A 22,136-nucleotide genomic window follows, 5' to 3' on the forward strand; every position below is an offset into this window, starting at 1 on the left:
TTTAAAGTGATTTGCTATTTAAAACTTACTAGGTAAGGGGCTTCAATGATCAAACGCGGACGCTTTATCACCCTTGAGGGTGGTGAAGGGGTCGGAAAATCGACTAACGTGGCGTTTGTGGCGTCATGGTTAAAAGAGCGCGGGATAGAGGTCGTGCGGACCCGTGAGCCAGGGGGAACGCCACGGGCGGAGGCGATTAGGGGGCTGCTGCTTGACCCCTCTTTCGATGAGACTTTGCACACTGATGCCGAATTACTATTAATGTTTGCCGCGCGAGCCCAGCATTTAGCGCAAAAAATAGTGCCAGCCCTTGAGCGCGGTGCTTGGGTGGTCTGTGATCGCTTTACTGATGCTACTTTTGCCTACCAGGGCGGCGGTCGCGGTATTGAGTCAGGTCGCATTGCTCAACTAGAGCAGTTTGTGCAAAAAGGGCTCTCTCCGGACCTAACCTTGTTATTAGATATGTCTCCCGACGCTGCAAAAGAGCGTCTTGAAGGGCGGTTAAGAGATCAGCAGACACAGCGTGATCGCTTTGAACAAGAGCAGCTCAGCTTTTTTGAAGCAGTACGTCACGCGTATTTAGAGCGTGCAACGGCGGCACCACAGCGCTTCGCGTTAATTGATGCTGGGCAAGCGCTTGATCAAGTACAGGCGTCGCTAGCTCAAACGCTGGAAGAACGAGTGACTCTATGGCAATAACAGGCGTGCTGCCTTGGCACCAGTCCACGTGGCAGCAGTTGATTCGCCTTACCAATGAAGGACGACTGCCGCATGCGCTGTTAATAAGCGGTGCTCATGGGGTTGGCAAGCAGCAATTGGCGGAAGCGTTAATCGCTAGGACGCTATGCGCACAGCCCGGTGAGCTAGCCTGCGGCCATTGTCATAGTTGCGCCATGCTTGCTTCTGGCTACCACCCAGACTTAATGCGCATTTCTCCGGAAGAGGGTAAGCGCCAAATTCGCATTGACCCTATCCGAGAAGTAAACCGCTTTGTTTCGCAAACTGCGCAGCAAGGAGGTTACCGTGTGATTGTTATTTCTCCCGCTGAAGCGATGAATATTGCGGCGGCGAACGCACTGCTCAAAAGCCTGGAAGAGCCCGGCGACAAAACGCTGTTTATTTTGCTCTCGGACGTGCCTTCACGCACGCTACCAACGATTCGCTCCCGTTGTCAGCAGTGGCCATTAGCCAGTGTCTCGTTTAGTGACTGCCAAGGGTGGCTGACTGAGAAACTTGGCAGTGAAGAAGCATACTTTTGGTGGCGAGTGTCGGGTGGCCTGCCGTTGCTGGCTGTCGAGTTGGCATCGCCAGAGGAACGTGCTCTTCGTCATCAAATTCATGACAGTTTTGAACAGCTAGTGCGGGGCGCTGAGCCTGTCTCAGAAGCCGCCAGACTTGACCGTCAGGCCATTGATGCGATCTTGTGGTACGGTATTGCTTGGCTTGAAGACTTGATTCGATTGGGTTTGTCTGGCGAAACCTCGGTACTGCATAACCCTGATTTAGAGTCGTTATACCGTCAAGCAATGAAAAATGGACGGGTGCGAGACTGGTTCCGATTATTGGATTATGCACGAGAGCAGCGCCGCTTATTCGCAGTTGGTGCTAACCCTAACCCTCAACTTGTGCTCGAAGCATGGCTAGTGCGCTGGTCTGCGCTGCTGCGCTCCTAAGGTTGTTGCCAACGAGGCTGTTATGACGGTTCAAAAAGCGCTTTCTTTGACAATACCGGATATACCGACATTGCTTTCCGCGTATATGCCCTTTTTAGATAGAGGCGGCATTTTTGTCCCGACTAAAGCGTCCTACAACCTTGGTCAGCAGGTCTATCTGTTACTGACGTTGCCAGGGGAGAGCGAGCGTCTCTCTATCACCGGCCATGTTGTTTGGGTGTCACCTGAAGGCGTGAGTGGACAACGAATGCCAGGTATTGGTGTGCATTTCAGTCAGCGGGACTACTCAGTCCGCGATCGCATTGAAACGTTGTTGGCCGGCCAGCTAGATAATGCGCCTCCCTCCTTTACACTCTGATGAACCTCATAGCGCCTGTTCCTTTACTTGTTTGAAGAATTTTAAGAGAGCTGCATGTTTGTCGATTCCCACTGCCATTTAGACCGCTTATCTGAGCAAACCCATGGTGGCGATATTGCCGCAACGCTGGTGGCTGCTCGGGCTGCCAATGTTAACCAGTTCTTAGCCATTGCGGTGACGCTGGAAGATGTGCCTGGATTAGCGGCGGTTGCTCGCGAGCACCACGATGTGGTTATTTCTGCTGGGCTGCATCCGCTTCATCAGGCCCCAAAAGAGCCAACGGTTAGCGATATTGTTGATGTTGCTGAACAGTACGGTGCAGTCGCGATTGGTGAAACGGGCCTAGACTATCACTATCAGGACAGCGTGCCCGTGGAAGTTCAGCATGAACGCTTTAAACGCCACTTAATGGCGGCCAATGAGCTAGAACTGCCAATTATTATTCATACCCGTGAAGCAAAAGAAGACACGCTAGCGTTGCTACGCGAGCATACTAATCCTCACGTCGGCGGTGTGTTGCACTGTTTTACGGAAGATTTAGACATGGCGCGTGAAGCGGTTCGGCTTGGGTTCTATATTTCATTATCGGGCATTATAACGTTCCGCAATGCCGCGTCGCTTAGAGAGCTAGCGCGAAAGCTGCCCCTTGACCGCCTGCTGATTGAAACCGATAGCCCCTACTTGGCGCCTGTTCCTTATCGTGGAAAACCTAACGAGCCTGCCTGGGTGGTTGAGGTGGCAGAGTGTATCGCTAAAGAGCGGGGGATCAGCGTTGATGAAGTAGCGATGCAAACCACCGCTAATTTTTATCACTTATTTCGCGCTGCTTTGCCCGATGCGCCTGATAACGTAAAGGAAGCGTTGGCACAGTCCGGTTTAGTGGTATAAGTGCTGAAAGCACAGCCTGGGAGGTAAGCGATGAATATTGATCGGCTTATGCAGCAATTTGACGGTTCGGCAGCGATTCCGCCCGTTAATGAGTGGCAACCGGCGCTGAGTGGCGATATTGATATCGTTATTCAGGCTGATGGCTCGTGGCTGCATGAAGGAAAGCCGTTTGAGCGTCTTGCCATACCGCGGCTGTTAGCGAGCCTATTGCGACACGACGACGATGGCTATTGCCTGGTAACGCCTGTTGAACGTTGGCGAGTCACCGTGGTTGATTGCCCGTTCGTGGCGGTAGAAGCAGATTTTCACGATGATGCCTGGTGGCTTAAGACCCAATTTGATGATGTCGTTCGTGTAGATGCATCGCATCCACTTACTCTTTCAAAAACGCCTGAGGGTGACCTTGCCCCAGAGTGTGTCGTGCGCTTTGGGCTAGCGGCTCGCTTGCATCGCAATGTGTATTACCGGTTGGTAGAGGAGGCCACGTTGAGCGAAGTAGACGACGGCGAATGTCAGTGTCGGCTTTATAGCGCTGGGTCTTGGTATGTCTTAGGTCAGTTTAATGCCAATGATGCGATGCCAGGCGAGGCGACGTGAAGTTAACAGCCGAACAGCAGGCGGTCGTCCATCATCGCGAGGGGCATGCCCGGGTAGCCGCCGTCGCGGGAGCGGGTAAGACCACCACCATGGCGGCGCGTGTGCTTCACTTGTTGGCGTCGGGTACCTCGCCAAAACGCATGTTGGTACTGATGTTTAACCGTTCCGCTCGAGATGATTTTCAACGTCGCTTGGTCAGCATGGCGCCTAAAGGGCAGCGGTTACCTGATGTGCGCACCTTTCACTCTCTTGGCCATCGGTTAACTCAGAGCTTATGTCGCTGGGGAGTGCTTGCGCCAAGACGTCTGTTGCCTGCAGACTGGCAGTTAGAACGCCTTTTACGTCAAGCAAGTTTGAATGTGCTTCACGATGCCGCTGAGCGTCGTGATGCGGCAATAGAAGGGGATCGTTTAGAAGCCCTTGCCCATTTTTGCGGATTGGTAAAGGCGGAAATGCTATCTGCTGATACGCTTTACAAGCGGCTGAATTACGAGCCAGATACTGATTACTTCCCCATGGCGTTTGATGAGGCTGAACGGCTGCTTAGCGGCGAAGGTGTTATGACGTATGCCGATTTGTTATATCGCCCGCTGCAAGTTTTAGAAGCAGACAAGGCCTTGCGCGATCGGGTACAAGGTTTTCTCGACCACGTGATCATTGATGAATATCAGGATATCAATACCGCGCAGCAGCGATTACTGGCTGTGTTGGCAGGCTCCAGTGCCAATGTGATGGCGGTAGGTGATGCCAATCAATGTATCTACGAATGGCGGGGCGCACGCCCTGACACCATGCTGGAAAACTTTACCGCAACGTTTGGTATCGCCAAGGACTATCCGCTTTCTATTACGTTTCGCCATGGTCATGCGCTGGCGCTTACTGCTAATCACGCCATTATGGCTAACCAGCGCCGACCAGATCAGCTTTGTTTGGCGGATGCCAACAACCCCCAGACCCATATCTCTGTTGGGCAGGGCAGTCGACTACTGCTTGATGCCTTGGTCGATTGGCAAGCTCAAGGGCGCGCACTGAGTGATGCTAGTTTACTGGTACGCAGTTGGGCGCTGTCGGTGCCGTTTCAGCTGGCACTCCTGCAGGCGGGCATCCCGTTTCGTCTTCAGCGAGAAGATCGTTTCGTTTTCCGGCTACCCCTCGTGCAGGCATTGGCAGGCTATTTGAAACTTTCTCGCCAGCCAGAACTGCTGCGCAACCCAGAGCAGCTATTGCTGTTGCTTTCTCAGCCAACGCCTTTCGTTGCCCGTGAGCGCCTTCAGCAACTCGCGTACCAGTTAGCTAGCACTCAACGCTGGCCTGAGCGCCATGAGCCCGTGCTGGCGGCTCTGAAGCCACTCCAGCGCCGCACGTTAAAAAAACGCTGGGCACTGCTATGCGAATTGCCTAAGTTGAGCGCCTGGCCGCCTGCCAAGCTGCTTAGCCATGTAGTGGAAACGATTGATGCGGAAAAAACCCTAAAGCGAGCAGCCGCACGGCGTGATAAGGGCGAAGAGGATGTTCGCCTGCTAGACGTGCTTATTGAGCAGGCCGATAGCGTGAAAGACCCAGATGCATTTATCGAGCTGCTAGAGCGTCCGGTAGAGAATCAAGCGGGCGGCGTTTTGATTAGCACGGTTCACGGAGCGAAAGGTCTAGAGTGGCCGTTGGTCGCTGTTGCCGGGGTGAACGAAGAAGACTTTCCGCACTACAGTCGTGATAATCCGCTTAATGACGAGCGGTTAGAGGAAGAGCGCCGACTGTTTTACGTAGCGATTACGCGTGCCCAAGAGCAATTGCTGGTGCTGCATGATGGCGGGGTGCATCGGCCTAGTCGCTTTATTGCGGAAAGTGCTTGGCAAGATAGTTTGCGGATGGCAGCGTGCCTGTCGCGCCAAGATCCCCCCGAAACAGCCGTGCAAGTCACATCGCCGAGTTTAGTGAAGCGCTATCTTGAACGGTTAGGTAGAGCGGATATTGAATTGGCAGCACCACAGGTCAATGAGACAACGGCAAATTATCAGGCAGATACCCGCTTTTACCCTGGGCAACGCTTAATGCATGCCGTGTTTGGAGAGGGGGAAGTAGCCACGGTAGAAGGCAATCCCTCTGATCCGATCATCGATGTACGCTTTGCGCAGGCCGGTCGTCGTCGTTTAATTGCTCGACGCGCACCGATTGAGTGCTTAGAGCCACCGGCGCAGCCAGCGTAACTGGCTGCGCCTCTTGGCTATCTACTAGTGCGAATGTCATGTAGTGCGAATTACATATTGGGATAGTTAGGCCCGCCGCCGCCTTCGGGTGCCACCCAGGTAATATTTTGCGCTGGGTCTTTAATATCGCAGGTTTTGCAGTGTACGCAGTTTTGGAAGTTGATCTGGAAGCGTGGCTTGCCTTGATCATCCTCAAGGACTTCATAAACCCCAGCAGGGCAGTAACGTTGAGCGGGTTCTGCGTAAGTGGGCAGGTTGTCACGAATCGGCAGCTCAGGGTCTGCCAGGCGCAGATGGCAGCGCTGGTCTTCTTCGTGGTTAGTGTTGGACAAGAAAACAGAGGTCGACTTATCAAACGAAAGCTTGCCATCAGGTTTCGGATAATTGATTTTCTCGAAATCAGCAGCGGGCTTCAGCGCGCCGTGATCGGTGGTGGTATCGTGAACGTTGGGTAGTTTATTGCCCAATAGCTGATTGGCAAAATTATAAGCGCCGCCGCCCACCGTGCCATATTTGTGTATGGCAGGGCCGAAGCTTGCACTCTCTTTTAGTTCTTCATACGCCCAGCTTTTTTCCCATTTTTCAGTGAAACTAACTAGCTCTTGGGCACCTTCATCGCCACCCTTGATTGCCTCAAAGACGCTTTCTGCTGCTACTAAGCCGGATTTCATTGCCGTATGCAGTCCTTTGATCTTGGCAAAGTTCAGCGTACCTGCATCACAGCCAATCAACAGGCCACCAGGAAAGGTCATTTTCGGTAGGCAATTAAAGCCGCCTTTGGTAATGGCACGCGCGCCGTAGGCTACCCGTTTGCCGCCTTCTAAATATTGGCTAAGCACTGGGTGGTGCTTCATGCGTTGGAATTCGTCAAATGGCGACAGCCAAGGGTTCTTATAGCCAAGGTCCATTATTAGGCCGACCACCACTTGCTGATTTTCCGCGTGATAAAGGAACCAGCCGCCGTAGGTGTCTTTTTCAAGCGGCCAGCCAGAACCGTGAAGAACCAAGCCTGGTTCATGTTTGTCGGCGGGAACATCCCATAGCTCTTTCAAGCCAATCCCGTAATGCTGCGGGTCGCGGCCAGCATCTAATGAAAACTCTTTGATTAGCCGTTTGCCCAAATGGCCTCGGGCACCTTCGGCAAAAAGCGTGTACTTGGCGCGAAGTTCCATGCCCGGCATATGGCCATCTTTGGGTGTACCATCTGCACCAATACCCATGTCGCCAATTAGGATGCCACGTACCGCATCATCTTCGATAATCACGTCTTGGGCCGCAAAACCGGGGAAGATTTCCACGCCAAGCGCTTCGGCCTGTTCCGCCAGCCAACGGCACAGGTTGCCAGCGCTAATCACATAGCGGTTGAGTTCGCCGCCAGTGTTATGCATGCTTTTCGGCACTAGCGCGTTGGGGATTTTTTGCCCTTTTTGGGCATCTTTAAGCAGATAAACATCGTCACGTATGGCAGGGGTATTGAGCGGTGCGCCGCGCTCTTCCCAATCGGGGAATAGCTCAGCGAGTGCGCGTGGCTCAAAGACAGCACCGGAAAGAATATGGGCGCCGACTTCTGATCCCTTTTCTACCACACAAACCGTCAGTTCTTGTTCCGCTTGATTTGCCTGCTGCATCAGACGGCAAGCGGAAGCAAGGCCAGAGGGGCCAGCCCCGACAATAACTACATCGAAGTCCATGACATCGCGTTCAACATTTTCCACCCGGCTTCTCCTTATTTTCATAAGTACCATCACTTACAAAAACTAGACTGTAGGAACGTCAAGTCAACGTTAAGAGAACTAGCTTATAAAAAGATGGCCTTAATTTAAAACGGTCGTTTGCTTCTGATTATACCCCATGATAGGCATAATACTCCTGTAAGGTCACCCCTACGATGGCAAAAGCACCATTCACCAATGGAGTTTGCATCGCTGCTACGACCAAGGCCGTAGTAAATCGGTGTTGTCGCTAGTTACTAGGTTGTGGCAGATTGATAGAGTTTTTTCATTTACAGACCTATCAAACGCTTGCATGAATTTTAAGGTGTCGTTTTAAAATAACGTCGCCCCCTATTTCAAGTGGCATCAGTTGTTACGATGCCGGGACAGGCTAACGGCTTTCATCACAAGCCAAGCGAGGAATCTATGAAAGTACTCGTCGCGGTTAAACGCGTCATTGACTATAACGTCAAAATCCGCGTGAAAGCGGATAATTCCGATGTTGATCTTACCAACGTCAAAATGGCGATGAACCCTTTCTGCGAAATTGCGGTTGAAGAAGCGGTGCGCCTTAAAGAGAAGGGTGTTGCGACAGAAGTTGTGGCGGTTACCGTTGGCCCTAAAGCGTCTCAAGAGCAGTTGCGTACCGCTCTGGCGCTTGGGGCAGATCGTGCTATTCATATCGAAACCGACGAGCGCGTTGAGTCGCTTGCGGTGGCTAAGCTGCTTGCTAAAGTCGTTGAAGAAGAGCATCCCGGTTTAGTGATCCTGGGTAAGCAAGCTATCGATACCGACAACAACCAAACGGGTCAAATGCTTGCCGCGCTGACCAACCTTCCCCAGGGTACTTTTGCCTCTGAAGTTGTCGTTGATGGCGACAAGGTGAATGTCACGCGGGAAATTGATGGTGGCCTGCAAACCGTTGCGCTTTCTCTGCCTGCTATCGTCACCACCGATCTGCGTTTGAACGAACCGCGCTACGCTAAGCTGCCAGATATCATGAAGGCTAAGAAAAAGCCTTTAGATGTCAAAACGCCCGCTGATTACGGCGTCGATGTGGCCTCCAAGGTCAGTCTGCTCAAGGTGGAATCCCCGGCGGAGCGCAAAGGCGGTGTCAAGGTCGCCTCGGTAGACGAGTTAATCGATAAACTGAAAAACGAAGCCAAAGTGCTTTAATAGGAGCTGATCTCATGAGTATTCTGGTACTTGTCGACCTCCATGAAGGTCAGTTGGCGGGCTCAACCGCCCATGTGGTTGCTGCTGCCAAGGCGATTGGTGGTGATATTGACGTGCTGGTTGCCGGTGAAGGCGTTCAAGCGGCCGCCGACGCTGCCGCAACACTCGATGGCGTCAGCAAGGTTCGCGTTGCAGACAACGCTGTTTACGCGCATCAGCTAGCCGAGCCCATGGGAGCGTTAATGGTAGAGCTGGCTGGCGATTACAGCCACGTACTGGCTAGCGCGTCTACCACCGGTAAAAACGTACTGCCGCGTTTGGCTGCGTTAAAAGATGTTAGCCAGCTTTCTGATGTGATTGGCGTTGAAAGCCCCGATACCTTCTTGCGCCCTATCTACGCGGGCAACGCCATCGCGACGGTAAAAAGCGACGATGCGCTGAAAGTAATGACCGTGCGCACCACCGCGTTTGATGCGGTAGAAAGCACGGGCAGCGCCTCGGTAGAAACAGTAGAAGTGGTGGTCGAAAATAGTCAGTCTAGCTTTGTTAAGCAAGAGCTGGCGAAATCTGATCGCCCAGAGCTTGGTGGCGCCAAAGTGGTGGTATCCGGCGGCCGCGGTATGGGTAACGGCGAAAACTTTAAGCTGCTCGATGGCATCGCAGATAAGCTGGGTGCTGCCATCGGTGCATCACGAGCTGCCGTCGATGCAGGGTTTGTGCCCAACGATATGCAGGTTGGTCAAACTGGTAAAATCGTGGCGCCTGATCTGTATATTGCTGTGGGTATTTCCGGCGCAATTCAGCACTTGGCGGGCATGAAAGACTCCAAGGTCATTGTTGCGATCAACAAAGACGAAGAAGCACCTATCTTCCAAGTAGCCGACTACGGGTTAGTGGGTGATCTCTTCGAGATTTTGCCGGAGCTTGAGAGCAAGCTATAAGCCACTGAACTTGAACTGACTAAAAGCCGACTTCACCAGAAGTCGGCTTTTTTATTGGCGATGAATTCGATAAACTGCCAATAGTTGACTAAGGTACTGGGGTATATAACGTATTAGTTATTAATAATCGCCGTTCACGGAAATAAACACGGCCGTGACGGTTGAAAAAGGTGGGGCAAGACCGCACCTAGTTAAGTGAACGTAACAAAAGCCACTTAAGGAGAAGTTAGCATGGCACATACACTTCCAGAATTACCGTACGCTTATGACGCGCTTGAGCCACACATCGATGCGATGACGATGGAGATCCACCACTCTCGTCACCACAACACGTACGTTACTAGCCTGAACACTGCGCTTGAAGGCACCGGCCTTGAAGACTTACCGGTAGAAGAGCTGGTGGCTAATCTTGACCGTGTACCTGAAGAGAAGCGTCAAGCTGTTATCAATCACGGTGGCGGCCATGCCAACCACTCTATGTTCTGGCAGATGATGTCACCCAATGGCGGTGGACAAGCCCAGGGAGATGTAGCAAAAGCTATTGATGCCGAGCTAGGCGGTCTTGACGCGTTCAAGGAAGCGTTCAAGAAAGCGGCACTGGGTCGTTTTGGTAGCGGTTGGGCGTGGCTCTCTGTTACACCAGAGAAAAAGCTGGTCGTCGAAAACACCCTGAACCAAGACAGCCCGCTGATGCACGGCAATACGCCGGTATTGGGTCTGGACGTTTGGGAGCACGCTTACTACCTGAAGTTCCAAAACAAGCGCCCTGATTACGTAGAAGCCTTCTTCAACGTTATCAATTGGGAAGATGTTGAGCGTCGTTATCAGGCTGCTATCGCCTAAGCTCAATCCCATAGAAAGGGGTGCCAATTCAGTTGGCACCTAGTTAAAAGCCGCCCTTATCAAAAGGGCGGTTTTTTTCGTTTTGGCTACTATCCTGGGTAAGAGCTGTCAATAACCTGTGGATGAAAAATACCACATATGCTTGAATTGATTTTCTTATGGTCTATATATAGTATGCGTTGTATGTTCAAGAGAGGGCGAGCACAAGATGTGCCCTACCCGAAAAACACCGCTATGAAAAGGAAAAATAGCCATGGATATCCAAATTTATAGCAAGCCTGCTTGTGTCCAATGCACCGCGACCTACCGTGCGCTGGATAAGCAGGGTTTAGAATATACCGTTATTGATATTACTGCTGAAAGTGGCGCTCAAGAAGAAGTGGAAGCGCTGGGTTATCGTCAGTTGCCGGTTGTTGTCGTGGGTGAAGATCATTGGTCCGGCTTCCGCCCTGACCGCATCCAAGCACTGGCATAAAACGTCGCTATGCAAAATGCTGATGTGCAAGCTGCGCGCGATGGTTCGTTGGTTTATTTTTCTACCAAGTCAGGCAATACCCACCGTTTTATACAAAAACTTGGTTTGAACGCGCAGCGGTTGCCGCTCAACCGTGAAGAACCAACTCTACGCGTAGAGCAGCCCTACCTATTAGTGACACCTACCTATGGTGGTGGCTATGCCGAAGGGGCAGTGCCGAAGCAGGTGATCCGGTTTTTAAACGATGAGCACAATCGACGCCTCATCAGGGGTGTTATTGCCGCTGGTAATACGAATTTTGGTGAAGCATACGGTCTAGCAGGGCGAATTATTGCCAAAAAGTGCCAAGTACCGCTGCTTTATCGATTTGAACTGTTTGGCACTGACGACGATGTCGCCAAGGTCCGCAAAGGAGTAGAAGAGTTTTGGAAACGTCAAGCTCAGTCTCTAGCAACGTAGCCGCTAACGATGACGCTACAAAAAATGCCGCTACGACAAAACCGGCAGAAACAAAACGGTCTGCGGCGGTAGCATCTGAGGCGCGCACCCTGGATTACCATGCGCTGAACGCGATGTTGAACCTATACGGTGCTAACGGTGAATTGCAGCTCGATAAAGACCGTGAAGCCGCTCGCCAATATTTTCTGCAGCACGTTAATCAAAACACCGTATTCTTCCACTCGTTGGAAGAGAAGCTCGATTATCTGGTGGAAGAGCAGTACTACGAACCAGGCATGTTGGCTCAGTACAGCTTTTCCTTTATCAAGGCGCTGTTTGAGCAGGCATATGCCTACAAATTTCGTTTCCCAAGTTTCCTGGGAGCGTTTAAATACTACACCAGCTACACGCTAAAGACGTTCGACGGTAAGCGTTACCTCGAACGCTATGAAGACCGTGTCTGCATGGTGGCGTTGACGCTGGCGCGTGGCGATGAAGCCCTGGCCAAGTCATTGGTTGATGAAATTATCAGCGGCCGTTTTCAGCCAGCTACGCCGACGTTCCTGAACTGCGGCAAACAGCAGCGCGGCGAGCTTGTTTCCTGCTTCCTGCTGCGTATTGAAGACAATATGGAGTCGATTGGTCGTTCGATTAACTCCGCGCTGCAGCTATCTAAGCGCGGCGGCGGCGTAGCCTTCTTGTTGACGAATATCCGTGAGTCTGGCGCTCCTATTAAGCGTATCGAAAACCAGTCGTCGGGCATTATTCCGATTATGAAGTTGCTGGAAGATGCCTTCTCCTATGCTAACCAATTAGGCGCGCGGCAGGGTGCTGGTGCGGTTTACCTAAATGCTCACCACCCAGATATTCTGCGCTTCTTAGACACTAAGCGTGAAAATGCCGATGAAAAAATCCGCATTAAAACCTTGTCGCTGGGCGTAACGATTCCAGACATTACGTTTGAGCTGGCCAAGCGCAACGACGATATGTACCTATTCTCGCCCTACGATGTTGAGCGGGTGTATGGCGTGCCGTTTGGCGATATCAGCGTGACCGAGAAGTACCATGAAATGGTCGCTGATGCGCGTATTCGCAAGCACAAGATCAATGCGCGTGCGTTTTTCCAAACCCTGGCTGAACTGCAGTTCGAATCGGGCTACCCGTACATCATGTTTGAAGATACGGTTAACCGCGCCAACCCGATTGCTGGCCGTATCAACATGAGCAACTTGTGCTCAGAAATTCTTCAGGTGAATACGCCCACCGAATACGATGACGACCTCGGCTATCGCCAGATTGGTCAGGACATCTCCTGTAACCTTGGCTCGATGAACATCGCTAAAGTGATGGATGCAGGCGATATCGGCACTAGCGTTGAAATTGCTATTCGTGGTTTGACCGCCGTTTCCGAGATGAGCAACCTGCGCAGCGTGCCGTCTATTGCTGAAGGTAACGCCAAGTCTCGTGCCATTGGCCTTGGGCAAATGAACCTGCACGGTTTCCTTGCACGCGAGCACATTTACTACGGTTCAGATGAGGGCTTGGACTTTACCAATCTCTACTTCTATTGTGTGGCCTTCCATGCGATTCGTGCCTCTAACCAGCTGTCGATTGAGCACGGCGAAGCCTTTGCTGGGTTTGAAGACTCCACCTACGCATCGGGTGCGTTCTTTGATAAGTACACCGACCAAGCGTGGCTGCCGCGAACCGAGAAAGTGCGCCATTTATTTGAGCGTAGCGGTATTGCCCTGCCTACCCAGGAAGAGTGGCAGGCGCTAAAGGTCTCAGTGATGGCGCATGGGCTGTACAACCGTAATTTGCAAGCGGTGCCGCCGACGGGGTCTATCTCCTACATTAATCACTCCACCTCCAGTATTCATCCGGTGGCAGCGAAAATTGAGATCCGCAAAGAAGGCAAGCTGGGGCGTGTTTACTACCCCGCGCCATTCTTGAACGAGGCGAACTTCGACTATTTTCAGGATGCCTACGAAATTGGCCCTGAAAAAATTATCGATACCTATGCCGAAGCGTCTAAACACGTCGATCAGGGGCTTTCATTAACGTTGTTCTTCCCCGATACCGCTTCCACGCGAGACATTAACAAGGCGCAAATTTACGCGTGGCGTATGGGTATCAAAACGCTTTACTACATCCGTTTGCGCCAGAGCGCACTTGAAGGAACGGAAGTAGAAGGCTGTGTCTCCTGTTCGCTGTAATCGAGTATCGCTTCTATCAGATTATGTTTGTGAGAGAACTCTAATGACCATGATGCAACGCTTATCGCGGGTCGATGCGATCAACTGGAACCGCCTTCAGGACGATAAAGACCTGGAAGTGTGGAACCGTCTGACTAGCAACTTCTGGTTGCCGGAAAAAGTGCCGCTCTCCAACGATATTCAGTCGTGGAACACGCTGACCCAGCAGGAAAAACAGCTGACGATTCGTGTTTTCACCGGCCTGACGCTGCTCGATACGATCCAGAGCAGCGTGGGCGCGCCGGTATTAATGGATGATGCCCGCACACCCCATGAAGAGGCGGTTTACACTAATATCGCCTTTATGGAATCGGTACATGCGCGCTCCTACAGCTCGATCTTCTCGACGTTATGTAACACTCGTGATGTAGACGATGCCTTCCGCTGGAGCGAAGAAAACCCAACGCTGCAGATGAAGTCTGAGCTGATCCTCAAGCGCTACCGCGCAGATGACCCCCTGATGCGCAAGGTGGCCAGTGTTTTTCTTGAGTCGTTTTTGTTCTACTCAGGCTTCTATTTGCCCATGTACTGGTCGAGCCACGCCAAGCTGACCAACACGGCAGACCTGATTCGCTTAATCATTCGCGATGAAGCGGTACACGGTTACTATGTGGGCTATAAGTTCCAGCAAGCGCTTGCGGAAGCAACGCCTGAGCGCCAGCAGGAAGTGAAAGATTATGCTTATGAGCTGCTGCTAGAGCTTTACGACAACGAAGTGCGCTACACCGAATCGCTTTATGATGAAGTGGGCTTAACGGAAGACGTGAAGAAATTTCTTCACTACAACGCCAACAAAGCGTTGATGAACCTCGGGTTTGAACCGCTGTTTCCCAGCAGTGTCACCGACGTCGACCCCACCATTATGGCCGCGCTTTCCCCGAGCGCGGACGAAAACCACGACTTCTTCTCCGGCTCTGGTTCTTCCTACGTCATCGGCAAAGCCGTCGCTACTGAAGACGACGACTGGGCGTTTTAAGCCTTTGCTTCTTTCCGCCTGACAAGTGGCGAGCAGGGCGCTCGCCACTACCTTCCTAAGTAAACTCTGCTACGCTCTGACTGAAAATGGTTGTGCCATCGTGGGCATCGCACGCAGCGTCACTGATTTTAACTATGCATGTTATCTATCGGATCTAGCTGTTAATAAGGATTACCAAAAGTCAGGCATTGGTAACCGGTTGCAGTCTCTTACTCAGGAGCAGCTCGGACCCCGGTATAAATTGACCATCATCTCATCTCATCTCATCTCATCTCATCTCAGCACCAGCGGCCAGCTCGTACCATGGTTCAATAGGGTACACACATGATGACCGTTGCTGGGTTTTTTGAACCCGGGCTACCTATTGGCAATTAACAATTCGCGTCACTCGGATGTTCTTTACGCCGCTCCGCTCTGTAAGGGTCTCTGGTTTGTTCTGCGGTAGCCATGATTGCCTAACCTATAAAGTGATACTATAGTGTCACTTTTGATTTGGATCAGGGTGAGCCCATGAAAGTTGAGCTGGTTACAAACCTCAAGCGTCAAGCCACAAAAATCCTGGCAGACTTGCATCTGTCCAAAGAGCCGGTGCTGATCACTGAACACGGTAAGCCATCCGCTTATCTTGTTGATGTGCAGGATTATGAGTTCATGCAGCGCCGACTTGAGCTACTTGAGGGACTCTCTCGGGGAGAGCGAGCTGTACTTGAAGGAAGATCGTACAGCCAACGTGAAGCCAGGGAGAAAATGAGTCAATGGCTGAAGTAATCTGGGCTGAGCCGGCGCTTCAAGAACTGGACTCAGTTGCTGAGTATATTGCTCTGGATAATCCTGCCGCTGCGAGCCGTCTCGTCCAGGAAGTTTTCGATAAGACTGAGCGTTTAAAAGATTTTCCACAATCCGGGCGGATACCACCAGAACTTCCTGATTCAGTATACAGGGAAGTCGTGGTCTCGCCGTGCCGCATTTTTTATCGTCAGGAGGGTGAGCATGTTTTTATCCTCTATGTCATGCGAGAGGAGCGACGGCTTCGTGCATACATGCTTGAGAACAGCTAATTACCCCCGTGCTATACAAAGCGGTCGTCCTAACTTTATTGTTTGATTGATGAAACCGCCGATTCTCACCAGCCAATGTGATGTGGAGCAGTCTTTCATCATCAGTTTTGCCATGGGCATGAAAGCGATACTCCTTCTGGTTGTGTTCGGAGTCTTCCAGCACCAGAAGCGCCTCACTATAGTAAATGTCTTCCGCGTCACATCAAATGCTAATGATAAATATTGTCATTTATTTTATTAATGGTAGGCTATGCATCGCTTAAACGAAACGCAAATCGTTCCTATACATAATTTATTGCTAGCGCGCCGTTAATAGCAGCGTGCTAGTCAGTAACGGAGACGTAACGTGCTGAAAAGGCCTTTCTTTGCCTTGCATAGAGGTTGGCTTGCCGGGGTGCTGGTCAGCGGTTCGCTAATGGCAAGCGATGAGACAGTCGATCAAGCGGCCCAGAGTGTCGAGGCCCAGCAAGCGCAGTCCGCACTTCAGCAGCAAATTGATGAGGCTGATGACGTCACGCGTTCAGCAATTGAAGAACTGCGCCGCCTAGAGCGGGAAACCCGCCAGATGGAAGCGTCTAACGTTGCTCTAAGTGGCCGCTTGGCCAGTGAAGCCGAACGCCAACAGCGCCTTAACCAAGCACTTGATACGTTAAGCGACACTCGCGCTGCGTTGCCTGCTGTCGAGCAGGATATGACGGAACAGCTGATCCGCTGGATCGAATCAGACCTACCGTTTCTGAAAGATGAGCGTTTAGCACGTGCTCAACCTGCTGAACCGCCCGCCACTGGAAGTGCCGACCGTATTGCCAACCTGCTTGAAGCATGGCGGGCTGAATTAGCCTATGGCCGTGAGGTGGATAGCTGGCGTGGTCGTTTGCAATTAACACAAGGCAATCCACGTCAGGTGGACTATTTACGCATCGGTCGAATCGGCTTTTATTACTTAACTCCTGATGGTCGAGAAGGGGGCGTGTGGGATAAGGCGAGCGGTGAGTGGCAAGTGCTTGATGAACGTGCTCGCCGCCAAGTGCGCAACGGTCTGCGCATTGCTGACAATCAGCGCACGCCAGAATTGCTGCGTTTACCGCTTTCGATTACTGCTAACGATAATGCAGGGGGGCAGCAATGAGTCTGTTGACACGCCAACGTGGTGCGCGCAGAACCGCTATCTGTTTAGCGCTGTTGGCCACTCTTCTGGGCAGCAGTGTAGCGATGGCACAAACCGACAGCATGGGTTCATTACGTGAAGCACGCGAGGCGGCTGAAGCGCGTGACCAAGCGCGCTTACAGTCGTTCCTTGATGATCAGGAGGCGCTGGATGACGCATTAGCTGAGGCGCGGGCTGAGCACCAAGCCGCACAAGAGCAGCAGGCAGCGTTAGCCTCGCAACAACAAGAACAAACTCAGCAGGCGCAAGTGCTGGCGGCGCGCCAAGAAGAGCAGGGCGAAGCACTCGCTTCGCTGTTGGCAGACTTGTCACGGCACAGTGAAGAATTACGCAACGAACTAGGCGGTGACAGTTGGTTAACGCTGGATGCTGCCGCGCTTGCTCCACGGCTTAATGAGGTCGAGGTGCTAGAGCGCCAACACATCGAAACCCTAGTGGACAGCTTGGCAATACTCACGCAGAACACCGGGCGTGCTGAACGGCTTGAATTACCGGTGGCCGATGACAGTGGCGAAATCGAGCCGCGCAGTGTTGTGCGCTTGGGGGATTTTGTCGCGTTTACCGAAACAGCGTTGCTCAGAAAAGGCCAGGATGACGATAGCTTGGCCGAAGTGCCGCGCACGCCTACCGAAATTAGCGACGTACTGGCGGCTTATCATCAAGGCGAAAGCCGTATTTTTGCCATTGACCCTACCCAAGGCAGTGTTCTTAAAGCCCTGGCCCAGCGGCCAACACTGTGGGAGCGTTTTCAGCAGGGTGGTTACGTCGGTTATGTAGTAGTGGCGCTGGGTGGTTTGGGCCTATTCGTGGCATTGGCTCAGTACCTTTACTTAGTGGTCGTCAGTGCACGGGTGCATCGTCAGCGTAAAACGCTGGATCAGCCCAATGCCAATAACCCGCTGGGTCGCGTGCTTCAGCGCTTCCAGGATATGGATAAACACCAAACGCCAGAAGCACTCGAGGCGAGGTTAGATGAGGCGGTGCTTGCTGAGTTGCCACGTATCGAGCGTGGCCAGCCTATCGTTAAGCTGTTGGCGGCGATTGCACCGCTGCTGGGCCTGTTAGGTACTGTGACCGGTATGATTGTCACTTTCCAGGCAATTACCGTGTTCGGTACCGGTGATCCGCAATTGATGGCAGGTGGGATTAGCCAAGCGCTGGTGACTACAGTGCTGGGGCTTGTAACCGCTGTGCCGCTATTGTTTGCTCAGACGGCCTTGGCGAGTCGCAGCCGCTTGATTACCCAAGCCATTGAAGGCGAAGCAAGTGCCAGCTTGGCTGACCATCTCGAAGCCCAGTCGACGGCTAATGCGCAAGCGGTGACCTAATATGCCCACGTTACCTCTTTGGCTTGAGCCCGTTGAACGGCTGCTTGATGCCGGTGGTGCCGTTTTAGTGGTGCTGGCGTTTGTTGCCGTGCTGGTGTTTGGAATGGCAATTGAGCGCTGGTGGTATTACCGCGTTAGCTGGCGGCGTGCCCGTCGCCAACTCATCCACCGTTGGGCGGCACGCAGTGATCATCGTAGTTGGAGTGCGCGCACGCTTCGCGATGTTTGGACAGAAGCACTGGTTGCTAAACTGCGCCGCCCGTTGCCATGGATCAAGCTGCTCGTGGCGCTATGCCCATTGTTAGGTTTGCTGGGTACCGTCACCGGCATGATTACCGTGTTCGATAGCCTGTCTCTCAGTGATACCCATCAGGCCCGGGCAATGGCTGATGGTGTGGCCCGAGCCACGCTGCCCACCCTAACCGGCATGGCGATTGCGGTGGTGGGGTTGCTGTTTATTAGTCGTTTAGAGCACGTGATTCGTCGCGAAGACCAGCGGTTACACGACCGCTTAGCTCGTGCCTTGGAGGAGAAGGATGCGTAGACGCCGTTCCATAGATACCACGGCTGATAGCAATGAAGTTAACCTGACGCCGATGCTGGACGTTGTTTTTATCATGCTGATCTTCTTTATTGTGACGACCAGCTTTATTAAAGAGAGCGGTGTTGAGATTAATCGCCCTGAAGCCGCGGCGGCAAGCCCACGCCCCGACGCGCAGGTGCTAATTGCTGTGACGCCAGAAGGCGCTGTTTGGGTCGATGGTAAACCCGTCGATATTCACCGTATTGGCCAGCAAGTTGCCAGCATGCTGAGTGATGATGGCTCGGTGGTTATTCAGGCAGATAGAGAGTCCACGACTGGGCTGTTGATTGAAGTGATGGATCGTCTCAAGCAGGCAGGCGTTGATCAGGTCGCCGTGGCAGCGAGTCGGAGTGCGCCATGATTCGTCATGCCCTCTCAATTCTCGGCGGCATGGTCTTGGCCGTTGGCTTGTTTTGGATGCTGGCGCTATTAGTAACGCCACCTGAACGCTCGCCAGAGACGCCGATAATGACCATGTCGATGACTATGATAGACGCTCCAGAAGTGGCACCAAAGCAAGAGGCACCCCCGCCAGCACCTTCTGAAGCAGCGCCAGCAGCACCGCCACCGATGCCATTGCCAGCCCCTGCACCTATTGCTGATAGTGCAATTGCGCTGCCTGACGTTGAGCTTCCAGATGAACCAGTGGAACCGGTTGAGCTGGAGAGTGAGCTGCCAGAGCTGACAGAAATTACTCCCGAGCCGACGCCGCAGCCAGCGCCAAAGCCATCTCCAAAACCAGCGCCGCAACCTAAGCCAGCACCACAGCCAGCTGAAACAGCGGCGCCTTCTCCTGCCCCTGCGACAGCACAGCGTGAGGCCGCACCAGTCGCAGAACCCGCGCCATCGAATGAGCCAGTCAGTGTCGGGCAAGTTGCGCCGACCAGTCGCGTGAATCCTTCTTACCCATCTCGCGCCCAGCGGCGTGGTATGGAGGGGTTCGTTGAGGTGGAGTTTGTTATTCGCCGTGATGGTAGTGTCGATAACGGCACGATTCGCGTCACACGTGCACAGCCAAGGAGAGTGTTTGAAGATTCAGCCCGCGACGCCATCGCGCGCTGGCAGTTTGAGCCCAGTCAGCAACTTCGCCGCGCCACGCAGCGTATTGAGTTCCAGTTGAGATAGCCAGTTGAGATAGCTTGTCGAAATAGCCAGTTGAGGAAAGCGTATGCAGCGTTGGGTAGGAATCGTCGTATTAAGCGCGCTAAGCTTTTTGGCGCACGCTAACGAACCGCTGCCGGGTGACATTGTTCGCGATCTTAACGGGCTACAAAGCCAATTAGCGGAACAGCCCAGCGACGAGGCTGATAGCGATGTGCTCATGCGTATTATTAGCCATGCACGTTCTCAGGCGGCGCGCCTTGCCAGCGGTAACCGTGCCGACCAGTGGGCCAGTGCGCTGTATCATCAGCTCGCCGCGAGTGGGTTGGTGCGTCAAGGCGATCACATTGCAGCAGCTGCTGAGTTAGCCAGTGCACAGCAGCGCCTTAGCGTGCCAAATAGCCAAGTTCTGCGCTGGCTGCGCGATGAGGCGACACTGCGTCGCGCAGGTAATCAGCGTACTGAGGCCATTGCATTGTATGAGCAGTGGCTAACGCAATCTCAAGGCAACCCTCACTATGATGAATCCGCATGGCGGCTAGTTAGACTATTAGCCCAAGAGGAACGCTGGGATGATGCTGTTGAATGGCTGTCGCCGTTACTACAAAAAGGCGGATTTACGGATTCGCAGCAGGCATTAACCACGGCGGTGTTGCGCAATGCCGGGCAAAACGAACAAGCTGTTGGTTGGTTAGTAGACGGTTTAAACGAACACAGTGAGCCTGATGCCTGGCGTCAGGCGGCAGGGCTTGCCCAGCAAGCAGGGCAGGCGGATGTGGCTGCCGGCGTGTGGGAGATGGCATGGCAGCTGGGTAAATTCACCGCGCTTGAGGATCGCTTAACGTTAATTCGTTTGCATTTGGCAGGTGGTACGCCAGCCAGAGCAGGCGAGCACTTGGAAGCGGCTATCCAAGAGGGCGAGTTAACCCCTGACGAGGAAACGCTACGGCTGCTAGCGGGGGCATGGCAGCAGGCTAGGCATATTGAAAAGGCGCTGGGTGCTTGGAAAGCGCTTGCTGAGAATACTCAAAAAGCGCAAGACTTTCGGCAATACGGACAGCTCGCTTACCGCTGGGGGAAAGACGATCAGGCCAAGGAGGCGTTTATTAAGGCAGTGAACCTTGGCGATGCTCAAGCGGAGCAGTGGTTATCGAATTTTTGATAGCTGCCATGAAATATAGCCCCTCGAATGACGGGAGGGGCGGGACCTAGCTTGTCTGTGGAAGCGTTAGTGCAAAATCACTCCAGACTGGAGCATGATCGGAAGGTCGCTCCATACCGCGCAGCTGATAGTCGATACCTGCGCCGGTGACGCACTCGGCAAGCGGTTTAGTCACCAGAATGTAGTCGATGCGCAGACCACGTTTTGGCTCACGGTCAAATCCCTTTGAGCGATAGTCAAACCAGCTGAACCAATCGCTGTTATCGGGGTAGCATAGCCGATAGCTGTCGCTGAGCCCCCACGCTTTTATGCCTTCAAGCCATTCCCGCTCGATGGGCTGAAAGCTGGTTTTACCCTCGCGTAGCCAGCGTTTGCGGCTTGGTTCACCAATGCCGATGTCCTGATCTTCCGGCGATATGTTGAAATCACCCATGATCGCCAGCTGCTCGTCTGGGCGGTGCTGGTGTTGAAGCAGGCTTGTCAGCTGTTGATAGAAGCGCTCTTTATGGGGAAACTTAGTCGGGTGCTCCACGTTTTCACCCTGGGGAAAATAGCCATTCCAAACGGTGATTGTTTCGCCATTATCGGTGAGTAACCGCACACCGATCATACGGCGTTGGGCGTCTTCCTCGTCATCAGGAAAACCATAAAAAACCGCTTGGGGTTTTTGCCGGCACATTAAGGCAACCCCGTAATGGCCTTTTTGTCCGTAATAAAAAACGTGATAGCCCATGGCTTCAACGTCAGCCAGAGGAAACTCGCTATCTTGTACTTTGGTTTCTTGCAGTCCTATGACGTCTGGCTGCTGCGTGTCGATCAGCGCTTGAAGCTGATGAAGCCGTGCCCGAATGCCATTGATATTAAACGAGACCAAGCGCATTAAGAATGATCTCCAGACGGCTTGTCTCCTTCTTTATCAGGATGGATAGCAATGTGTTGGCCCTCTTGCTGGCGTGCCAGTTTACGCACCGCTTGAAGCTTGCGCTGTTGCTGCTTTTTAGCCACAAAACGGCGTGAAGAGGTCACTTGGTCGGGGTTATCATGGCGCCACTTTTTGTAATCTTTGCGGCGACCAGTGCGGATCGTTACCTTATCCGCCAGCGAACGAGTTTTTTTCTTACGCGTCATGTCGCGCTCCTTGGGTTAATTTATGTCTCATTCTAACAGGCAAGAGTACTCCTTCGACAGCAGGACGCGCTC

General features: G+C 52.8%; 25 protein-coding genes. 22 read left to right on the forward strand and 3 right to left on the reverse strand.

What is annotated here, in order from left to right; all coding sequences use genetic code 11:
• Positions 1-45: 45 nt before the first annotated feature.
• Genes tmk through ELY33_RS05755 form a run of 6 tightly spaced genes read left to right on the forward strand, consistent with a single transcriptional unit; the run spans position 46 to position 5,720 of the window.
• A complete protein-coding gene (gene tmk / locus ELY33_RS05730; protein ID WP_126945251.1) occupies positions 46-699 on the forward strand; it encodes a dTMP kinase in 654 nt (217 codons plus the stop codon).
• On the forward strand, positions 690-1,673 hold the full coding sequence (locus tag ELY33_RS05735) for a DNA polymerase III subunit delta' (RefSeq protein ID WP_126945269.1): 984 nt from the start codon (positions 690-692) through the stop codon (positions 1,671-1,673). Before tmk ends, ELY33_RS05735 begins: the two co-directional genes overlap by 10 nt.
• Positions 1,674-1,695: 22 nt before the next feature.
• Positions 1,696-2,031 (forward strand): PilZ domain-containing protein, encoded by a 336-nt coding sequence (locus ELY33_RS05740; RefSeq protein ID WP_126945272.1) that lies wholly within the window; start codon positions 1,696-1,698, stop codon positions 2,029-2,031.
• A gap of 54 nt (positions 2,032-2,085) precedes the next feature.
• Entirely contained in the window at positions 2,086-2,919 is an 834-nt protein-coding gene (locus tag ELY33_RS05745; RefSeq protein ID WP_126945273.1) for a TatD family hydrolase, read from the forward strand.
• Between the two features lie 30 nt (positions 2,920-2,949).
• Positions 2,950-3,516 (forward strand): DUF1285 domain-containing protein, encoded by a 567-nt coding sequence (locus tag ELY33_RS05750; RefSeq protein ID WP_126945276.1) that lies wholly within the window; start codon positions 2,950-2,952, stop codon positions 3,514-3,516.
• On the forward strand, positions 3,513-5,720 hold the full coding sequence (locus tag ELY33_RS05755) for an ATP-dependent helicase (protein ID WP_126945279.1): 2,208 nt from the start codon (positions 3,513-3,515) through the stop codon (positions 5,718-5,720). Before ELY33_RS05750 ends, ELY33_RS05755 begins: the two co-directional genes overlap by 4 nt.
• Positions 5,721-5,770: 50 nt before the next feature.
• Here ELY33_RS05755 and ELY33_RS05760 read toward each other — a convergent pair whose 3' ends face one another.
• Complete coding sequence (locus ELY33_RS05760; RefSeq protein ID WP_126945282.1) at positions 5,771-7,435, reverse strand: electron transfer flavoprotein-ubiquinone oxidoreductase; 1,665 nt, start codon at positions 7,433-7,435, stop codon at positions 5,771-5,773.
• Positions 7,436-7,858: 423 nt separating this feature from the next.
• On the opposite strand from ELY33_RS05760, the gene ELY33_RS05765 reads away from it, so the two are divergent.
• From ELY33_RS05765 to ELY33_RS05845, 16 genes are all read left to right on the forward strand, one after another.
• A complete protein-coding gene (locus ELY33_RS05765; protein ID WP_126945285.1) occupies positions 7,859-8,608 on the forward strand; it encodes an electron transfer flavoprotein subunit beta/FixA family protein in 750 nt (249 codons plus the stop codon).
• Between the two features lie 14 nt (positions 8,609-8,622).
• Positions 8,623-9,549: an electron transfer flavoprotein subunit alpha/FixB family protein gene (locus tag ELY33_RS05770; protein ID WP_126945288.1), complete on the forward strand. Its 927-nt coding sequence runs from the start codon at positions 8,623-8,625 to the stop codon at positions 9,547-9,549.
• A gap of 231 nt (positions 9,550-9,780) precedes the next feature.
• A complete protein-coding gene (locus ELY33_RS05775; RefSeq protein WP_126945291.1) occupies positions 9,781-10,392 on the forward strand; it encodes a superoxide dismutase in 612 nt (203 codons plus the stop codon).
• Positions 10,393-10,645: 253 nt separating this feature from the next.
• On the forward strand, positions 10,646-10,867 hold the full coding sequence (gene nrdH / locus ELY33_RS05780) for a glutaredoxin-like protein NrdH (protein ID WP_126945294.1): 222 nt from the start codon (positions 10,646-10,648) through the stop codon (positions 10,865-10,867).
• A gap of 9 nt (positions 10,868-10,876) precedes the next feature.
• The gene (nrdI, locus tag ELY33_RS05785) at positions 10,877-11,326 is read left to right on the forward strand and encodes a class Ib ribonucleoside-diphosphate reductase assembly flavoprotein NrdI (RefSeq protein ID WP_126945297.1); all 450 of its coding nucleotides are present in this window, start codon (positions 10,877-10,879) and stop codon (positions 11,324-11,326) included.
• The gene (gene nrdE, locus ELY33_RS05790; RefSeq protein WP_126945300.1) at positions 11,293-13,521 is read left to right on the forward strand and encodes a class 1b ribonucleoside-diphosphate reductase subunit alpha; all 2,229 of its coding nucleotides are present in this window, start codon (positions 11,293-11,295) and stop codon (positions 13,519-13,521) included. The genes nrdI and nrdE overlap by 34 nt, the downstream gene beginning before the upstream one ends.
• Positions 13,522-13,564: 43 nt before the next feature.
• Positions 13,565-14,536: a class 1b ribonucleoside-diphosphate reductase subunit beta gene (gene nrdF, locus ELY33_RS05795; protein WP_126945301.1), complete on the forward strand. Its 972-nt coding sequence runs from the start codon at positions 13,565-13,567 to the stop codon at positions 14,534-14,536.
• A gap of 100 nt (positions 14,537-14,636) precedes the next feature.
• Positions 14,637-14,864: a GNAT family N-acetyltransferase gene (locus ELY33_RS18355; protein WP_208644206.1), complete on the forward strand. Its 228-nt coding sequence runs from the start codon at positions 14,637-14,639 to the stop codon at positions 14,862-14,864.
• Between the two features lie 182 nt (positions 14,865-15,046).
• Positions 15,047-15,304: a type II toxin-antitoxin system Phd/YefM family antitoxin gene (locus ELY33_RS05805; RefSeq protein ID WP_126945304.1), complete on the forward strand. Its 258-nt coding sequence runs from the start codon at positions 15,047-15,049 to the stop codon at positions 15,302-15,304.
• A complete protein-coding gene (locus ELY33_RS05810) occupies positions 15,292-15,594 on the forward strand; it encodes a type II toxin-antitoxin system RelE/ParE family toxin (protein ID WP_126945307.1) in 303 nt (100 codons plus the stop codon). Before ELY33_RS05805 ends, ELY33_RS05810 begins: the two co-directional genes overlap by 13 nt.
• A gap of 346 nt (positions 15,595-15,940) precedes the next feature.
• Positions 15,941-16,723: a DUF3450 domain-containing protein gene (locus ELY33_RS05820; protein WP_126945310.1), complete on the forward strand. Its 783-nt coding sequence runs from the start codon at positions 15,941-15,943 to the stop codon at positions 16,721-16,723.
• Positions 16,720-18,090, forward strand: a complete 1,371-nt coding sequence (locus ELY33_RS05825; protein WP_126945313.1) for a MotA/TolQ/ExbB proton channel family protein — start codon at positions 16,720-16,722, stop codon at positions 18,088-18,090. Before ELY33_RS05820 ends, ELY33_RS05825 begins: the two co-directional genes overlap by 4 nt.
• Position 18,091: 1 nt before the next feature.
• Positions 18,092-18,634: a MotA/TolQ/ExbB proton channel family protein gene (locus ELY33_RS05830; protein ID WP_126945316.1), complete on the forward strand. Its 543-nt coding sequence runs from the start codon at positions 18,092-18,094 to the stop codon at positions 18,632-18,634.
• The gene (locus ELY33_RS05835) at positions 18,627-19,034 is read left to right on the forward strand and encodes an ExbD/TolR family protein (protein ID WP_126945319.1); all 408 of its coding nucleotides are present in this window, start codon (positions 18,627-18,629) and stop codon (positions 19,032-19,034) included. Before ELY33_RS05830 ends, ELY33_RS05835 begins: the two co-directional genes overlap by 8 nt.
• Positions 19,031-19,798, forward strand: coding sequence for an energy transducer TonB (locus tag ELY33_RS05840; RefSeq protein ID WP_126945322.1), 768 nt, complete (start codon positions 19,031-19,033; stop codon positions 19,796-19,798). The genes ELY33_RS05835 and ELY33_RS05840 overlap by 4 nt, the downstream gene beginning before the upstream one ends.
• 43 nt (positions 19,799-19,841) lie before the next feature.
• Complete coding sequence (locus ELY33_RS05845; RefSeq protein ID WP_126945325.1) at positions 19,842-20,936, forward strand: tetratricopeptide repeat protein; 1,095 nt, start codon at positions 19,842-19,844, stop codon at positions 20,934-20,936.
• Between the two features lie 46 nt (positions 20,937-20,982).
• Here ELY33_RS05845 and xthA read toward each other — a convergent pair whose 3' ends face one another.
• Positions 20,983-21,816 carry an exodeoxyribonuclease III gene (xthA, locus tag ELY33_RS05850; protein ID WP_126945328.1) on the reverse strand — a complete coding sequence of 278 codons (834 nt, stop codon included), beginning with the start codon at positions 21,814-21,816 and terminating at the stop codon, positions 20,983-20,985.
• Positions 21,816-22,064 carry a hypothetical protein gene (locus tag ELY33_RS05855; protein WP_126945331.1) on the reverse strand — a complete coding sequence of 83 codons (249 nt, stop codon included), beginning with the start codon at positions 22,062-22,064 and terminating at the stop codon, positions 21,816-21,818. Before ELY33_RS05855 ends, xthA begins: the two co-directional genes overlap by 1 nt.
• Positions 22,065-22,136: the final 72 nt, after the last annotated feature.

The organism is Vreelandella andesensis, assembly GCF_003989795.1.
GTDB classification, from domain to species: Bacteria; Pseudomonadota; Gammaproteobacteria; order Pseudomonadales; family Halomonadaceae; genus Vreelandella; species Vreelandella andesensis.

Coding starts and splice junctions, on each gene's coding strand:
- tmk (WP_126945251.1), top strand. CDS start 46: ATGATCAAACGCGGACGCTTTATCACCCTTGAGGGTGGTGAAGGGGTC.
- ELY33_RS05735 (WP_126945269.1), top strand. CDS start 690: ATGGCAATAACAGGCGTGCTGCCTTGGCACCAGTCCACGTGGCAGCAG.
- ELY33_RS05740 (WP_126945272.1), top strand. CDS start 1,696: ATGACGGTTCAAAAAGCGCTTTCTTTGACAATACCGGATATACCGACA.
- ELY33_RS05745 (WP_126945273.1), top strand. CDS start 2,086: ATGTTTGTCGATTCCCACTGCCATTTAGACCGCTTATCTGAGCAAACC.
- ELY33_RS05750 (WP_126945276.1), top strand. CDS start 2,950: ATGAATATTGATCGGCTTATGCAGCAATTTGACGGTTCGGCAGCGATT.
- ELY33_RS05765 (WP_126945285.1), top strand. CDS start 7,859: ATGAAAGTACTCGTCGCGGTTAAACGCGTCATTGACTATAACGTCAAA.
- ELY33_RS05770 (WP_126945288.1), top strand. CDS start 8,623: ATGAGTATTCTGGTACTTGTCGACCTCCATGAAGGTCAGTTGGCGGGC.
- ELY33_RS05775 (WP_126945291.1), top strand. CDS start 9,781: ATGGCACATACACTTCCAGAATTACCGTACGCTTATGACGCGCTTGAG.
- nrdH (WP_126945294.1), top strand. CDS start 10,646: ATGGATATCCAAATTTATAGCAAGCCTGCTTGTGTCCAATGCACCGCG.
- nrdI (WP_126945297.1), top strand. CDS start 10,877: ATGCAAAATGCTGATGTGCAAGCTGCGCGCGATGGTTCGTTGGTTTAT.
- nrdF (WP_126945301.1), top strand. CDS start 13,565: ATGACCATGATGCAACGCTTATCGCGGGTCGATGCGATCAACTGGAAC.
- ELY33_RS05805 (WP_126945304.1), top strand. CDS start 15,047: ATGAAAGTTGAGCTGGTTACAAACCTCAAGCGTCAAGCCACAAAAATC.
- ELY33_RS05810 (WP_126945307.1), top strand. CDS start 15,292: ATGGCTGAAGTAATCTGGGCTGAGCCGGCGCTTCAAGAACTGGACTCA.
- ELY33_RS05825 (WP_126945313.1), top strand. CDS start 16,720: ATGAGTCTGTTGACACGCCAACGTGGTGCGCGCAGAACCGCTATCTGT.
- ELY33_RS05830 (WP_126945316.1), top strand. CDS start 18,092: ATGCCCACGTTACCTCTTTGGCTTGAGCCCGTTGAACGGCTGCTTGAT.
- ELY33_RS05835 (WP_126945319.1), top strand. CDS start 18,627: ATGCGTAGACGCCGTTCCATAGATACCACGGCTGATAGCAATGAAGTT.
- ELY33_RS05840 (WP_126945322.1), top strand. CDS start 19,031: ATGATTCGTCATGCCCTCTCAATTCTCGGCGGCATGGTCTTGGCCGTT.
- ELY33_RS05845 (WP_126945325.1), top strand. CDS start 19,842: ATGCAGCGTTGGGTAGGAATCGTCGTATTAAGCGCGCTAAGCTTTTTG.
- xthA (WP_126945328.1), bottom strand. CDS start 21,816: ATGCGCTTGGTCTCGTTTAATATCAATGGCATTCGGGCACGGCTTCAT.
- ELY33_RS05855 (WP_126945331.1), bottom strand. CDS start 22,064: ATGACGCGTAAGAAAAAAACTCGTTCGCTGGCGGATAAGGTAACGATC.